The sequence below is a fragment of the Corallococcus sp. EGB genome, from assembly GCF_019968905.1.
In the GTDB taxonomy this organism is placed as follows: domain Bacteria; phylum Myxococcota; class Myxococcia; order Myxococcales; family Myxococcaceae; genus Corallococcus.
Genome location: NZ_CP079946.1, coordinates 917591 through 931465, shown reverse-complemented (window position 1 = coordinate 931465; position 13875 = coordinate 917591). Strand labels below are relative to the sequence as shown.

General features: G+C 71.1%; 14 protein-coding genes. 5 read left to right on the top strand and 9 right to left on the bottom strand.

Annotated elements, in window-relative coordinates; all coding sequences use genetic code 11:
* Positions 1 to 120: 120 nt before the first annotated feature.
* Together KYK13_RS03955 and KYK13_RS03950 are read right to left on the bottom strand one after the other, a co-directional pair.
* Complete coding sequence (locus KYK13_RS03955; protein ID WP_223642081.1) at positions 121 to 654, bottom strand: GrpB family protein; 534 nt, start codon at positions 652 to 654, stop codon at positions 121 to 123.
* A gap of 125 nt (positions 655 to 779) precedes the next feature.
* Complete coding sequence (locus tag KYK13_RS03950; RefSeq protein ID WP_223642079.1) at positions 780 to 1682, bottom strand: SDR family oxidoreductase; 903 nt, start codon at positions 1680 to 1682, stop codon at positions 780 to 782.
* An 80-nt stretch (positions 1683 to 1762) separates the two neighbouring features.
* Between KYK13_RS03950 and KYK13_RS03945 the strand changes: the two genes are divergently transcribed.
* A complete protein-coding gene (locus KYK13_RS03945; RefSeq protein ID WP_223642077.1) occupies positions 1763 to 2392 on the top strand; it encodes a TetR/AcrR family transcriptional regulator in 630 nt (209 codons plus the stop codon).
* Between the two features lie 39 nt (positions 2393 to 2431).
* On the opposite strand, the gene KYK13_RS03940 is transcribed toward KYK13_RS03945, so the two are convergent.
* Together KYK13_RS03940 and KYK13_RS03935 are read right to left on the bottom strand one after the other, a co-directional pair.
* Positions 2432 to 2926, bottom strand: coding sequence for a hypothetical protein (locus tag KYK13_RS03940; RefSeq protein WP_223642075.1), 495 nt, complete (start codon positions 2924 to 2926; stop codon positions 2432 to 2434).
* 77 nt (positions 2927 to 3003) lie between these two features.
* Positions 3004 to 4731, bottom strand: coding sequence for a sigma 54-interacting transcriptional regulator (locus KYK13_RS03935; protein WP_223642073.1), 1728 nt, complete (start codon positions 4729 to 4731; stop codon positions 3004 to 3006).
* Between the two features lie 175 nt (positions 4732 to 4906).
* Here KYK13_RS03935 and KYK13_RS03930 point away from each other — a divergent pair, with 175 nt between their 5' ends.
* Together KYK13_RS03930 and KYK13_RS03925 are read left to right on the top strand one after the other, a co-directional pair.
* Positions 4907 to 5524: a DUF2378 family protein gene (locus KYK13_RS03930; RefSeq protein ID WP_223642071.1), complete on the top strand. Its 618-nt coding sequence runs from the start codon at positions 4907 to 4909 to the stop codon at positions 5522 to 5524.
* 20 nt (positions 5525 to 5544) lie between these two features.
* A complete protein-coding gene (locus KYK13_RS03925) occupies positions 5545 to 5949 on the top strand; it encodes a TonB family protein (protein ID WP_223642070.1) in 405 nt (134 codons plus the stop codon).
* Here the strand turns inward: KYK13_RS03925 and KYK13_RS03920 are convergent.
* Positions 5933 to 6946, bottom strand: coding sequence for an NAD(P)-dependent alcohol dehydrogenase (locus KYK13_RS03920; RefSeq protein WP_223642069.1), 1014 nt, complete (start codon positions 6944 to 6946; stop codon positions 5933 to 5935). The genes KYK13_RS03925 and KYK13_RS03920 overlap by 17 nt on opposite strands.
* Positions 6947 to 7045: 99 nt before the next feature.
* Between KYK13_RS03920 and KYK13_RS03915 the strand changes: the two genes are divergently transcribed.
* A complete protein-coding gene (locus KYK13_RS03915; RefSeq protein WP_223642068.1) occupies positions 7046 to 8524 on the top strand; it encodes a S28 family serine protease in 1479 nt (492 codons plus the stop codon).
* A 95-nt stretch (positions 8525 to 8619) separates the two neighbouring features.
* Here the strand turns inward: KYK13_RS03915 and KYK13_RS03910 are convergent, their stop codons facing one another.
* The 4 genes from KYK13_RS03910 to poxB form a co-directional block, all read right to left on the bottom strand.
* Positions 8620 to 9084: a DoxX family protein gene (locus KYK13_RS03910; protein ID WP_223642067.1), complete on the bottom strand. Its 465-nt coding sequence runs from the start codon at positions 9082 to 9084 to the stop codon at positions 8620 to 8622.
* 84 nt (positions 9085 to 9168) lie between these two features.
* The gene (locus KYK13_RS03905; protein WP_223642066.1) at positions 9169 to 9684 is read right to left on the bottom strand and encodes a hypothetical protein; all 516 of its coding nucleotides are present in this window, start codon (positions 9682 to 9684) and stop codon (positions 9169 to 9171) included.
* Positions 9685 to 9714: 30 nt separating this feature from the next.
* Positions 9715 to 10233, bottom strand: coding sequence for an RNA polymerase sigma factor (locus KYK13_RS03900; protein ID WP_223642065.1), 519 nt, complete (start codon positions 10231 to 10233; stop codon positions 9715 to 9717).
* Positions 10234 to 10359: 126 nt separating this feature from the next.
* Positions 10360 to 12096: a ubiquinone-dependent pyruvate dehydrogenase gene (poxB, locus tag KYK13_RS03895; protein ID WP_223642064.1), complete on the bottom strand. Its 1737-nt coding sequence runs from the start codon at positions 12094 to 12096 to the stop codon at positions 10360 to 10362.
* Between the two features lie 227 nt (positions 12097 to 12323).
* Between poxB and KYK13_RS03890 the strand changes: the two genes are divergently transcribed.
* On the top strand, positions 12324 to 13838 hold the full coding sequence (locus tag KYK13_RS03890) for a hypothetical protein (RefSeq protein ID WP_223642062.1): 1515 nt from the start codon (positions 12324 to 12326) through the stop codon (positions 13836 to 13838).
* Positions 13839 to 13875: the final 37 nt, after the last annotated feature.

Genomic DNA, 13875 nt, shown 5'->3' with positions numbered 1-13875 from the left:
CGGCGTGGCGCACCCGCGCCGGAGTGACGGCGTCGGAGGCCAGCGCCTTCGTTCCTCGGGGGTCGTCGTTTCCGTTGCGGCTCCGACGCCACTCCCTGCGACGGGGTGCGTCGCCTTCATTCAACGAGCGCCGAGGGCTGCCAGTGCTTCGGCCTCGACGCGCTTGATCCAGGATGCCTTGCAGTCGCTGTACGCGTGGGAATCGTCGGAGTAGAGGCGCTGGCACCGCGACTTCTCATCGTCGTATGCGCGCGCGACGACCGGATGCGTTCGCAGGTAGTCGCGAAATACGAGGTGCCGCGTGATCTCGGGCGCCCCCTCGACGAAGCAGTGGAGCTGCACCACACGCGCTCCGGTCGCTGGATCATGTCGGGTGCAGTAGCGCCGTCCGGGGAGGCCGAGCTCGCCCCACCATTCATAGCCAATCGCCTCGAGCTCGCCCCGCCGTTCGTCGAGCGCATCCAGCGAGACGACGACGGGGATGAGGTCGAGAATCGGCTTGGCGGTGATGCCCGGAATGGCTGTTGAGCCGATGTGGTGCACCTCGCGCACGATGGCGCCCAGCACACCTTTGAGCTCCTGACCGTGCGCGACGGCGGCCTCGGCCCAGCGCGGATCGTGTGGGACAAGGCGGACCTTGATCGGTGGAGGCATGGCTCCGGGCATCGTACGGGGGGAGGGTTTTCACGACAAACACCTGTGGGCGCGCGCCCTCCCCTCGCCGATTGGATGATCAGTGCTGGCGCGCGGAGCGACGCGCCAGCGTCCCGCCATCGCCCTCACAGGACCGTGCCTGCGTCCGCCGTGAAGTAGTGCTCGTCGTCCAGGTCGGCCAGGAGCCCGGGCCCTTCGGGCCGCCAGCCGAGCAGCTCGCGGGTGCGGGCGCTCGACGCTGGAGCATCGAGCGCGAAGAGCGTCCCCAGGAAGCCGAGGAACTCGCCCGCCTCTGCCGGCGTCTTCGATGCGACCGGCACTCCCAATCTGCGGCCGATGGCGCTCGCGATGTCCCGGGTGGGCACGCCCTCGTCGTCCACCGCGTGGAGCGCCGAACCCGCGGGGGCCCGCTCCAGCGCGAGCCGGAAGAGCCGGGCCGCGTCGTGCCGGTGCACCGCGGGCCACCGATTCGCCCCCTCCCCTACGTAGGCCGCCACGCCCTTCCGCCGCGCGGACGCGATGAGGTGCGGCACGAAGCCATGGTCGCCCCTTCCATGGACCGACGGCGGAAGCCGCACGATGGACGTGCGTACCCCCCGAGAGGCCAGCGCGATCATCGTCGCCTCCGCCCCTCCACGTCCCGTCGGGGCCGCCGCGTCCGTCTCCACGGCCGTGCGACCCGGCCTGAGCCCCAGCAGCCCCGAGGCATTGACGAAGGGCCGGTGGGAGCCCTCGAGCACCGCGCCCATGGCCTCAATCGCGCGCGCGTCCGCACGCACCGAGTCCTCGAAGCGGGAGAAGTCGTGGATGAACGCCAGGTGGATGACCCCGTCCGCCTTCGCCGCCCCAGCGCGCAGGCTCTCCAGGTCATCCAGCGAGCCGCGATGCACCTGCGCCCCCGCCGCCTCCAGCGCCCGGGCCGAAGCCTCCGAGCGGGCAAGCCCCACCACCTGATGCCCCGCCCCCAACAGCTCCGGAACCACCGCCGAACCAATGAAACCCGACGCACCCGTGACGAATACGCGCATGGAAAGCTCCTTGATGTCAGCTACTGACATCACTACTAACAAGTGATGTCAGTGACTGCAATCAGGTTATGCTTGGGGCCATGGGCCGCTGGGAACCCAACGCACGAGACCGGCTCGCACAGGCCGCGATGACGCTGTTCCAGGAGCATGGGTACGACCGGACGACGGTGGAGGAGATCGCCGCGCGCGCGGGGCTCACCGAGCGGACGTTCTTCCGCTACTTCACCGACAAGAAGGAGGTCCTGTTCGGGGGCTCGGACCTGCTCCACGAGCGCATCGTCGCCACCATCGCGGACGCGCCCCAGGGGGCAGCGCCGCTCGACACGGTCGCGGCGGCCCTCGAGTCGCTGACCCCCTTCTTCAAGGACCGCCGCGACTACGCCCGGGCCCGCCAGGCGCTCCTCGTCGCGAACGCGGAGCTTCGGGAGCGGGAGCTGATCAAGCTGGCCTCCCTCGCCTCGGCCGCTGCGGGCGCCCTGCGCAAGCGCGGCGTCCCCGAGCCCACCGCGAGCCTGAGCGCCGAGGCAGGCATCGCGGTCTTCAAGGTCGCGTTCGAGCGCTGGCTCGAGGACCCGAGGGCGCAGGACCTCTCACGGCACATCCAGCTCGGACTCGACGAGCTCCGGGCCGTCACCGCGGGCACCGGCCCCGTGGCCCCGGCCGAGCCGCCCAAGAAGGCCCCCCGGCCGACCAGGGCCCGCGGGGCCTGACCGGCCCCGCGTTCAAGCGAGGCGGGGGGAACCGTCCGCTCAGTCCTCGCCGCGCCCGGAGACCTCCAGCGTGCCGTTGATGGTGTCCTTGATGCTGCCCTTCGGCTGCGCGCACTTGGAGCAGTCGCTCGTCGGGCAGGACCAGAAGGCCGTTGTTTCATCCAGATGGTCGGCGGTGTTCATCGTCCACGAGGCGACCTGGCAGCCCGGCACCGACAGCGGGTTTGGACTCCCATCCGCCAGGAACCCGCTCTTGGACACGCCGATGCACCGGTCCTGCTGCACCTGGGACACGAAGCTCACCGTCTGCCCGGGCTGCACCCGCACTGTCTTGGTGCTGAAGTGCACCTTGCCCTCCGTGCTGGCCGTGATGTTCACCACCACGCCTCCAGCGGGCGGCGGCGGATTCGTGGTGCAGGGCTGCACCGGCCCGGCGTCGGACGATGCCGCTTCAGGCGTGGTGGACCGGGAGCCGCTGGCACAGGCCAGCAGCAGTCCGGCGAGGCACAGCGGGAAGAGGACACGGCTTCGCATGGGGAACCCTCCAGGAGGTTGAAGACCGACGACGCGGCGGCTCAGCAGCAAGCGTGCCACGCGACGCCCGACGCCGTTCACGCCCCCTTCGCCGTAAACCCCAGCTCCTTCAGCCGCCGCCCCAGCGCGCGCCTCGACACCTCCAGCGTGCGCGCCATCGCACCCAGGTCGCCGCCGCACGCCTCGAAGCAGCGGGTGATTTCATCCGCGCCCAGGTCCCCCGCGGTGCGCAGGTTCGGGCTGCGCTCGATGAGGTCGTAGACAGAGGGACGGGGAATCCCCAGGGCGTCCGCCGTGGCCTTCAGGTCCCACGCGCTGGCGCGCAGCGCGGCCAGCAGCTCCGCCTCCGTCACCTGCGAGGGCTTGCGCCGGGGCACCGCCGCTTCGCGCGCCTGCGCCGTGTCCACGCCACGCGACGAAGCCGAGGGGGACGCCACTCCTCCCGCAGGCCCGGTCGCCTCGCGCACCTCGGGAGCGCCCGCTCCCCGTGCCGGAGCCACGGGAGCGCCGGCCCTCGCCGCGGCCCCCGATGCCGCAGCCGCCGTGCCGGACGTCTCCGCCCCCAGCGCCTCGTCGAGCTGGGGGTCCAGTTGCAGCTGCGCCTGCCCCCGGCTTCCAATGACCAGCTGCCGCGTGAGGTTGCGCAGCTGCCGGATGTTTCCCGGCCACGCCGCCCGGACGAGCCTCGACGCCAGCGGCGCAGGCAGCCACGGCTCCGCGTGCGGATCCTCCGTGTCCAGCCGCGCCGCCTCCCCCAGGGCCGCCAGCTCCTCGCGCGCGAAGTGGAAGAACAACCGGCCCACGTCCTCACGCCGCTCGCGCAGCGCGGGCACGCGCAGGTCATAGCCCGCGAGCCGGTGCAGCAGCGGCGCCTTGAAGCGCCCGTCGCGGATCTGCTCCTCCAGGTGCGCGTCCGTCGCGGCGATGAGCCGCACGTCCACCGTCACCGGCTGGCTGGCGCCCACGGGGTACAGCTCCCCCGTCTCGAGCACGCGCAGGAGCATCACCTGCACCTCCGGCGGCGCCTCGCCCACTTCATCCAGGAACAGCGTGCCCCCGTGCGCGGCGCCGAAGAAGCCCTCGCGGTCCCGCGTCGCCCCCGAGTACGCCCCCTTGCGCGCCCCGAACAGCTCCGCCGCCGCCAGCTCCTTGGGAATGGCGCCCAGGTTCACGCTGATGAAGCGCCCGGCCCGGCGCGGCCCCAGCCGGTGGATGGCCTGCGCCACCAGCTCCTTGCCCGTGCCCGTCTCGCCCCGGATGAGCACCGGCACGGGCAGGTCCGCCACCCGCTCGATGTGCTTGCGCAGCCGCCGCAGGCCCGCGCTCTCGCCCACCATGCCCAACGCGTCCGCCGCGCCCTCGCCGTCCAGCTCCACCAAGTGGAGCAGCAGCACCACGCGGCCCGACAGCTCCAGCGCCACGCCCTCCTTCAACTCCGCTGGCGCGAAGTCCCTCGCGCCCTGGAGCAGCGCGCCCGCGGCGACCACGTGCGTGCCGTCCTCCGGCACCGCCAGCCGCACGCCTCCGTCCGGCAGGGCGGAGAGCTCCAGCGGCTTGCGGCTCACGAACGGATCCGCCAGCGGCAGCCCCAACGCGCTGCCCGGCTTCGCGAAGTCCGGGGCGTTGCGCGACAGGGCCACCGCGCGCCCCACCCCCAGCGCGTCCAGCAGCCGCCGGTCCCCGACACGCCGGGGCACCGGGTGGGACACCACCGTCAGCGCGGGGACCTCGCGGGGAGCTCCTCGCGAGCCCCCGCGCTCCTGCATCGCGGCCGTGGAGATGTCGGCCAGAGGGTCATGCGACATGGCCCACGACCCTACCGCACCCACCCCAGCCCTCTCGTCCGACGCGTCGAACCGCGTCGGCCGACCCGTCGAGACTCTGCCGCACCGCGTTTTCCAACAATCCACGAAAAGTTCTTGAATCCTGGGAACAGCCCGGGTTGAGACAGCCCCGCTCACACGGGTAGCGTGGGCGGTCATGCCGACGAGTCCCGAACGCCTTGTGTTCCAGCAGAGCTTCGAAGGGCTGATTCGCGCCCTGGGTGACCACCTGGACGAACCGTGCGCGCGGCAGCTGCGCGAGGTCGGCATCGATCCGCGTGGGAAACTGGCGGTGGCCTATCCGCTGGACGTGTGGGTGGGGTCGCTGAAGCTGGCGGCGTCCGTGCTCGCGCCCATGGCCACGCTGGACGACGGCGCGGAGGTGGTGGGCCGGCGCTTCCTGGAGGGCTATGGGTCCACGCTCATCGGCAGCGCGCTGCTGGCGGGCGTGCGGCTGCTGGGGCCGCACCGGATGCTGGAGCGGATGACGCGCAACCTGCGCACGGGCACCAACTACCTGGAGGCGCGGCTGGAGCAGACGGGGCCCACGCGCTACGTGCTCACCTGCCGCCCGGTGGTCATCGCCGGCTTCTACCGGGGCCTCTTCTCAGCCGGCCTGGAGATGAGCGGCGCGCACGGCGCCTCCGTGGTGCTGATGCGCAGCGCGGGCGACGCGGCCGTGTACGACCTGTCCTGGCTGCCGGAGAAGGGCGCCAGCAAGCCCCCCGAAGCGAAGGCACCGCCGCCGTCCCGGGGCCCCCAGCCGAGGAGCTGAGCGGGCCCTATATTCGGCCCATGCTCCGCATCCCGAAAACCGCCGTGGTGGTGCTCGCGCTGGCCCTCGCTTCCGGGGCCCTGGCCGCGAGCGGCAGTCCGCAGCTGCAGACCTACTTCCAGGGCTCGGTGGACAGCCCCGCCTACCAGCAGCAGGCCTTCCAGCGCGTGGCGAAGGCCTGGAAGCAGCCGGGCCCCAAGGGCACGCCGGCCCCGGGCAAGAAGACCATCGTCCAGGCCGTGCTCGACAAGGACGGCAAGCTGGTCTCCACCGCCATCCTCACCGAGTCCGGCTCCAAGGCCTGGGACGCCGCCGCGCTCGCCGCGGTGAAGAAGGCGGCGCCCTTCCCGCCCCTGCCCAAGAGCACCTCCACCGCCACGGTGGAGGCCCACTTCCACTTCGCGTGGGTCAGCTCACCCGGATGACAATCTTTCCGAAGTGCGCGCCCTGCTTCATGTGCTCGAAGGCGGCGCGCGCCTCCGCGAAGGGGAACACGCGGTCCACCACCGGGTGGATGTCATTGAGCGCGAACGCGCGCGTCATCGCCTCGAAGGACTGACGGTGCCCCACGAACACGCCCTGCACGCGCAGGTTCTGCATCAGGATGGGGATGAGCGACACGGGGCCCGCCCCGCCGGACAGCACGCCGATGACGGACACGGTGCCGCCCACGCGCAGCGCCTTGAGTGACTTCTCGAAGGTGCCCGCGCCGCCCACCTCCACCACGTGGTCCACGCCCACGCCGCCGGTGAGCGTGCGCGCCGCCTTCTCCCAGTCCGGCGTGGTGACGTAGTTGATGCCCTCCTGCGCACCCAGCTTCAGGGCCCGCTCCAGCTTGTCGTCGCGGCTGGAGGTGACGATGACGTGCGCGCCGAACAGCCGGGCAATCTGCAGCGCGAAGATGGACACGCCGCCCGTGCCCTGGACCAGCACCGTGTCCCCGGCCTTGAGCGCCCCCTGCGTGACGAGCGCGCTCCACGCCGTCACCGCCGCGCACGGCAGCGTGGCGGCCTCCTCGTCGGAGAGGTACGCGGGCGTGGGCACCACGCCGTCCTCATGCAGGACCATCGTGTCCGCGAGCGCGCCGTCCAGCGGTCCGCCCAGCGTCGTGCCGGTGATGGCCTTCGTCGGCTCACCGGCCTGCCAGCCCTGCGCGAACAGGGTCATCACCCGGTCCCCCGGCTTCACGCGCGTGACGCCCGGCCCCACCGCGTCCACCACGCCCGCGCCGTCCGAGTTGGGCACCAGCGGCAGCTTCTGGCGCGGGTTGTAGCGGCCCTCCACCATCATCAGGTCGCGCGAGTTGAGACTCGTGGCCTTCACCCGCACGCGCACCTGGAAGGGTCCGGGGACGGGGTCCGGCCGCTCCGCGCGCACCAGGTGGTCCAGGCCAAAGGCTCCGCGAATCTCATAGACGTTCATGACGCGTGACCTTACGTCCAAGGCACCTGGGAAGTCCTTCTTCCGGAAATACAGGACCGGCATGTTAGTTCTGTCTTTCCCACAAGGAGGGCTTAACCCATGTCACGTTTCTTCGGTCATCCCGCGGTGCTGGCGTGTGTGCTGGCGCTGGGGCTCCAGGCCTGCGGCGGCAGCGAGCTTCCCCCGGAGTCCACTTCCCCGAGCGCGCCGGAGGTCCAGGCGCAATCCCAGACACAGGACGCGGCGCCGGACATCCTGGCGCAATTGCAGGCGGTCCCCGGCCTCACGGTGGTGCAGGAGCGGCCGGCGCCCGCACCGGGCGTGCGCTTCTTCGTGCTGCGCTATGACCAGCCGGCGGACCACCTGCATCCCCAGGGCGCGCGCTTCCAGCAGCGGATGACGCTGCTCTTCCGGAGCGCGGAGGCGCCCATGGTGCTGGCCAGCACGGGGTACGGCATCTTCACGTCCCCGGCCCAGTTCGAGCCCACCTACCTGCTGCAGGGCAACCAGCTGCTGGTGGAGCACCGCTTCTTCACGCCCTCCATCCCGCAGCCCGCGGACTGGAAGCTGCTCAACATCGAGCAGGCGGCGGCGGACCACCACCGCATCGTCCAGGCGTTCAAGCCGCTCTTCCCCGGCAAGTGGATCAGCACCGGCGGCAGCAAGGGCGGCATGACGTCGCTCTACCACCGGGCGTTCTTCCCGCGCGACGTGGACGCGACGGTGGCCTACGTGGCGCCCAACAGCTACGGCACGCAGGATCCTCGCTACGTGAAGTTCCTGAGCAAGCTGGGCACGCCCGAGTGCCGTGAGAACATCCGCGCCTTCCAGCGCGAGGTGCTGGAGCGACGCGCGGAGACGGAGCCGCTCTTCCAGGCGACGGGCGCGGCGCACTACGGCAGCACCTACGGCTTCCTGGGCGTGGACAAGGCGCTGGAGTTCACCACGCTCGAGTTCGCCTTCGCCTTCTGGCAGTACGGCGACGCGTCGCTGTGTGACGTGATTCCCGCGCCGGGCGGCCCCGCGCAGGCCCTGGTGGACCTCCTGGATGCCGTGGTGGGCCTGTCGTACACGAGCGACGGCGACCTGGAATACTACGCGCCCTACGACTTCCAGGCCGGCACGCAGCTGGGCAGCTACGCGTCCGACGAGTCCCACCTGCGCGGCGTCCAGCGCTATCCCCGGCAGTACGACCCTCGGGCGCTCGTGCCCTTCGACATGAAGCCGTACCCCTTCAACCCGTTCACCATGCCGCTCGTGGAGGGCTGGGTGAAGGCGTTCGGCGAGCGCATCCTGCTCGTCTACGGAGAGAACGACCCATGGTCCACGGGCGCGTTCAGCGTGAGCGCGCGCAATGACTCGTACCGGTTCTTCGAGCCGGGCGGCAATCACGGCGCCAGCATCCAGGGCCTTCCGGAGGCGGACCAGGCCGCGGCGCTGGAGCGGCTGCGCACCTGGGCGGGCCTGCCCTCGGAGAGCACCGTCGCCATGGGCCTGAGGGCCCGGAGCGTGAAGGCCCCCGAGCTGCCCGTCACCACGGGCGCGCTGGAGCGCCGCAGCGGCCCGCCGCGCGACTGAGCCTCACGCCCTTCCGGCCACGCTCCGCCCTCGCCACCCGCACGGCTTCGTTGGTGGCGAGCACGGGGCCGCGCACGCTTCTTCCAGGCCCGGAACTAGGAAGGCCTGGCGCGCATGGCGAGCATCGGGCGGTACACCGCCCGGTACGACCAGGCCAGGAAGAGCTCCGACCCGAGGAGCATCACCGCCAGCCCCAGCCCTGACGGCGCGAGCAGGGCGTGCGTCAGGAAGATGTTCACGATGACCGGCGCGATGAGCGCCAGCGCCAGCGGGACGAAGCGGTTGGCCAGCAGCAGCAGCCCCGCCACCAGCTCCGTGCCCTTCTCCAGCCAGAACAGGTAGCCCGTCGCCTTCATCGCGATGCCGAAGGCCACCGCCGGATCCGCCGGGTTCAGGTCCTTGGGCGTGGGAATGAACTCCAGGAACCCGTTCAGGCCGAAGACGAAGAACACCAGCCCCATGAACACTTGGGCCGCCGTCGGCATGAAGCGGGCGAACGACTTGTTCTTCGGGGTGGCCTCCACGACGACGGCGGAGGGAGAGGAGAGGGTGGCGTCCATGGCGTGCTCCGTTTGGATGGAAATTCGTGGGCCTTCACCCTCACGTCGAACCAGCTCCCCGCGAATCGACACGCCCCGCGCTTTTCAGCGGTGAGGCAGCCCGCCCCCATGGTCGTACCCACGCCCGCGCAACCGGAGCACCTGGTACGCGGCGCCGCAGAGGAACAGCCCCAGCAGCACCGCCAGGGCCGCCTGCACCACCGGGGACCGCGGGCTGTCAGCCAGGGGCTTGCCCGCGGGCAGCCGGGTCAGCGTCTCGTTGATGCCCGGCACCAGCAACAGCATGAAGCTGGCGGAGTACGTGAGGGTCCGCGCGTATTCCGTGGCGCGGCCGAGCAGTCCCACGCTGGGGGCCGCCGCGCCCACCGCCATGAGCAGCAGCGTCAGCAGTCCCAGCGCATGGCCCGGGTTGAAGCCGCCGGTGCTCGACAGGCCGAACGACGTCACCACGGACGCCACCACGCTGACGACGTACGCCTTGCCAAGGCGTGTCCCCGGGTCGACGCGCCCATCGCGCACGAAGGCCCAGACGCCGAAGACAATGGGAGGCACGCTCACGAGCGTGTGGATGATGCCCAGGGTGGACAGGGGGTTCGCCATGACAGGACTCCAGATGAGGGGGATGGGGCTTCAGGCCAGCAGGTATTCGCGGATCATCACGCGGGCGCGGTGCAGACGGCTCTTCACCGCCGCCGGGTCCAGCGCCAGGCGCTCGGCCATCTCACGGATGGTCAGCGCTTCGAAGTCACGCAGCACGATGACCTCCAGGTAATGCGGCGGCAGCGACTCCAGCGCGGACGCCAGGTCCAGCCGCAGCGAGTCCGGCGTGTGCGCGGACATCCACTGGTCCGCGAGCGCTTCCTCGTAGGGGTCCTGCGTCCTCACCGTGCGGGCCAGGCGGCGGCACTCGCGCTGGACGATCTTGAACATCCACCCGGAGAACGACGCCAGCTTGCGCACGGCGCCCAGGTGGCGGGACATCACCAGCAGGGCCTCCTGGACCGCGTCGTCCACGTCGCTGATGAGGCAGCGCTTCTGCGCGTAGCGCCGGAGGTTCGGCTTCTGGAGCTGGAGCAGGTGCACCATCGCGTCACGGTCGCCCGCGTGCGCGGCGAGCAGCAACGCGTCAGGTATCGGAGTCGAACCCAAGGAACCGGCCTCATGCGGCGGGGAAAATCCCCGTTCGCGGGATAAGAGGCCGCTGCGGGCCGGATGGATTCGCGGCCCTGCTGATTTTTCTCCGGCCCCGCCCAACCCTCGGGAATGGCAGGGGTTTCAGCGCCAGAGGTTGGTGCGCGCCAGCTCCAGCACCTCGTTGGTGCGGCCGTTGAGCAGGGCCTTGACGCCGAACAGGGTGAAGCCCGCGGCCATGGACGCGGTGATGCGCGGGGGCATCACCAGCTCCGCCTTGCTGACCACGGCGTCCACCAGCACGGGGCCAGGGGTCGCGAGCGCCAGCTGGACGGCTTCGTCCACCTGCCCTGGGTCCTCCACGCGCAGGCCCTTGACGCCCACGGCCTCCGCCAGCGCGGCGAAGTTGGGGTTCTGGAGCGCCGTGCCCACGTCGAGCATGCCGCCCACCTGCTGCTCCATGGCCACGAAGCCCAGGGAGCTGTTGTTGAACACCACGACCTTGATGGGCAGCCCCAACTGCACCAGGCCGATGAAGTCCCCCATCAACATCGTGAAGCCGCCGTCACCGGAGAAGGAGATGACCTGCCGGTCCGGGAAGGCCTTCTGCGCGCCAATGGCTTGCGCCAGCGCGCTGGCCATGGACCCATGGTTGAAGGAGCCCACCAGCCGCCGGCCGCCCTTCATGGTCGCGTAGCGCGCGGCCCACACCGTGGGCAGGCCCACGTCGCAGGTGAAGATGGCGTCGTCCGTCGCCTGGAGGTCGAACGCGCGGGCCACCTGGGTCGGGCGGATGGGCTTCTTGCCCACGGTGCCCTGCCCCAGCGCGTCCAGTTCCTCGCGCGTCTTGCGGTAGTGCGCGAGCGCTCGCTCCAGGTGCTTCGTGTCACGCTTCATTCCGATACGGGGCAGGAGCGCCTGGACGGTGGCGGACACGCTGCCCACCACGCCCAGGTCCACCCGCGTGCGCTTGCCGATGTTCTCCGCGCGCACGTCCACCTGGATGATTCGGGTGTCCGCGCTGTCCGGGTAGAACTGCCGGTAGGGGAAGTCCGTGCCCAGCATCAGGAGCACGTCGCAGTCGATCATCGCCCAGTATCCGGACGCGTAGCCGATGAGCCCCGTGAGCCCCACGAAGTGGGGGTTGTCCTTCTCCAGGAACTCCTTGCCCCGGAGCGCGGAGACGACGGGCGCCTGGAGCCGCTTCGCCAGCTCCACCACCTGCGCGGCCGCGCCCTCGCAGCCCGCGCCGCACAGCAGCGTCACGCGCCCTCCGCGGTTGAGCAGCGCGGCCATCTGCTCCACCTGCTCGGCGGCGGGCATCAGCTGGGAGGGCGACACGCGCAGCGACTCCGGCGTGGGGGGCCGCACGTCCTCGGCCTTCTGCATGGCGATGTCGCCGGGGAGCACCACCACGGCCACGCCGCCCTTGCCCACGGCGCTGCGGACGGCGATCTCCGCGGTGCGCTGCATCTGGTTGGGCCCGGAGACCAGCTCGCAGTAGTGGCTGCACTCCTTGAAGAGCATCTCCGGATGCGTCTCCTGGAAGTAGCCGGTGCCCAGCTCCACGGAGGGAATCTGCGCGGCGATGGCCAGCACCGGCACCCGGCTGCGGTGGCAGTCATACAGGCCGTTGATGAGGTGCAGGTTGCCGGGGCCACAGCTGCCCGCGCACACGGCAAGCTGCCCGGTGAGGTGCGCCTCCGCGCCCGCCGCGAAGGCAGCGGCCTCCTCGTTGCGCATGGGCACCCATTCGATGTCGCCGCGCCGGCGCAGCGCCTCCGTGAGGGCGTTGAGGCTGTCACCCACCACGCCATAGATGCGCTTCACACCCGCGAGCGCGAGGACCTCCGCGAACTGCTCCGCCACCGTCTTCTTCATGGTCCACCCCTCGCCTGGGCCGGTTCACCTCCGGCGAAGATGTGCACCCTCCCGCCGCGCTGAGGCCGACCGTGCGGGCGGGCCCCAGGCAAGGCTGGCTGCCCGAAGTGGAAGGGGCGGCCGGGTCTCCGCCATTCGCCGCCGCCTGCGTACCGTTCGCCGCGCCGTTCGCGTCATTGGCGGCATGGCCCCGGGAGGCACGTTCCTGCCGCGACATCCTCGGGGCCATGAGAAGACGCCTGCTGTCGTCCGCGGTCTCCGTGCTGTTGCTCACCCTGTCCGCCTCCGCCGCCGAGGACCCCGCCCGAGCCCACGTCCGCGCCTCCGCCGAGGCCATGGGCGGTGAAGCCCGCCTCCGCGCGCTCACGGCCCTGCGCGTGCGGGGCGTGGGCCATTGGAACCTGCTGGAGCAATCCGAGCGCCCCACGCCGCCCTTCCTCGTCATGTACGAACAGTTCGACGAGCTGCGCGACCTGCGCCGGGGCCGCCTGCGCCAGAAGTCCGAGAGCCGAGGGGTGGTGATGGACGAGTGGAAGGGCGTGACGATGCTGCTCACGGACGGCGTGGCGGCGGCGGACTTCCAGGGGAAGTGGAGGCCACTGGGAGCCGCGCAGCTCCAGGACATGCAGGAGCGGCTGGCCTTCGCGCCCGAGCACGTGTTGCTTGCCGCCCTGGACGCGAAGGACCTGCGAGCCCAGGCGGACACGGTGTTGCAGGAGGTGCCCCACCACGTCGTGACCTTCCACCAGGACCGCACGAGCGTGCGCCTGTTCCTCAACGCCCGCACGAACCTGCCCACCGCCGTGGAGACGCTGGACGCGCACCCGGAGGATCCCTTCTGGAGCATCTGGGGCGACGTGCGCACCGTGCTGTCCTTCCAGGCGTGGACGCTGGAACAGGGAGGCCTGCGCTACCCGCGCCACTGGGAGTGGGCGCGCAATGGTCAGCCCCACCACTCCATCACGGTGACGTCGGTGACGGTGGATCCGCCGCTCGTGGACGCGGACTTCGCCGTGCCGGACGACGTGAAGCAGGGCTTCGAGTCACGCCGCACGAGGAAGCTGGACGACACGCCCGTGCTCCGTCCGGACGCGCCACCGGCGGAACCGGTGCCCGGCGTGGTGCAACTGCCGGGAGCATGGAACGTGGCCCTGGTGGCGCAGGACGACGGCGTGGTGGTGGTCGAGGGCCCGCTCGCGTCCGGCTATTCCGCGCGCGTGTTGGACGAAGCCGCGAAGCGCTTCCCGGGCCTGAAGGTGAAGGCCGTGGTGTCCACCAGTGACGCCTGGCCGCACATCGGCGGGCTGCGCGAGTACGTGGCGCGAGGCATCCCGGTGCACGTGCTGGACCTCAACCGCGCGCTGGTGGAGCGGCTGGTGGCGGCACCGCGCACGCTCGTGCTGGACGCGCTCGCGAGGAAGCCGCGCGCCGCGAAGCTCCAGGTCGTGGACGGGCGGCGGATGTTGGGCACGGGGAAGAACCGGCTGGAGCTCATCCCCGCGCGCACGGAGACGGGGGAGCGGATGCTGTTCGCGTGGCTGCCGGAGCACGGGCTGCTCTACACATCCGACCTGGTGCAGCCCCAGCCCGACGGCACGTTCTTCAACGTGCAGCAGGTGGACGAAACGGTGGAGGTGGCCACGCGGGAGAAGCTCCCGGTGAGCCAGGTGTTTGGCATGCACCTGAAGCCCACGGACTGGAGCGCGCTCACCACCGCCGTGAACAAGGTCCGAGCCCCCTGATGCCCGCGGGCCCATGGGTCTGAATCGTATCCCCTGG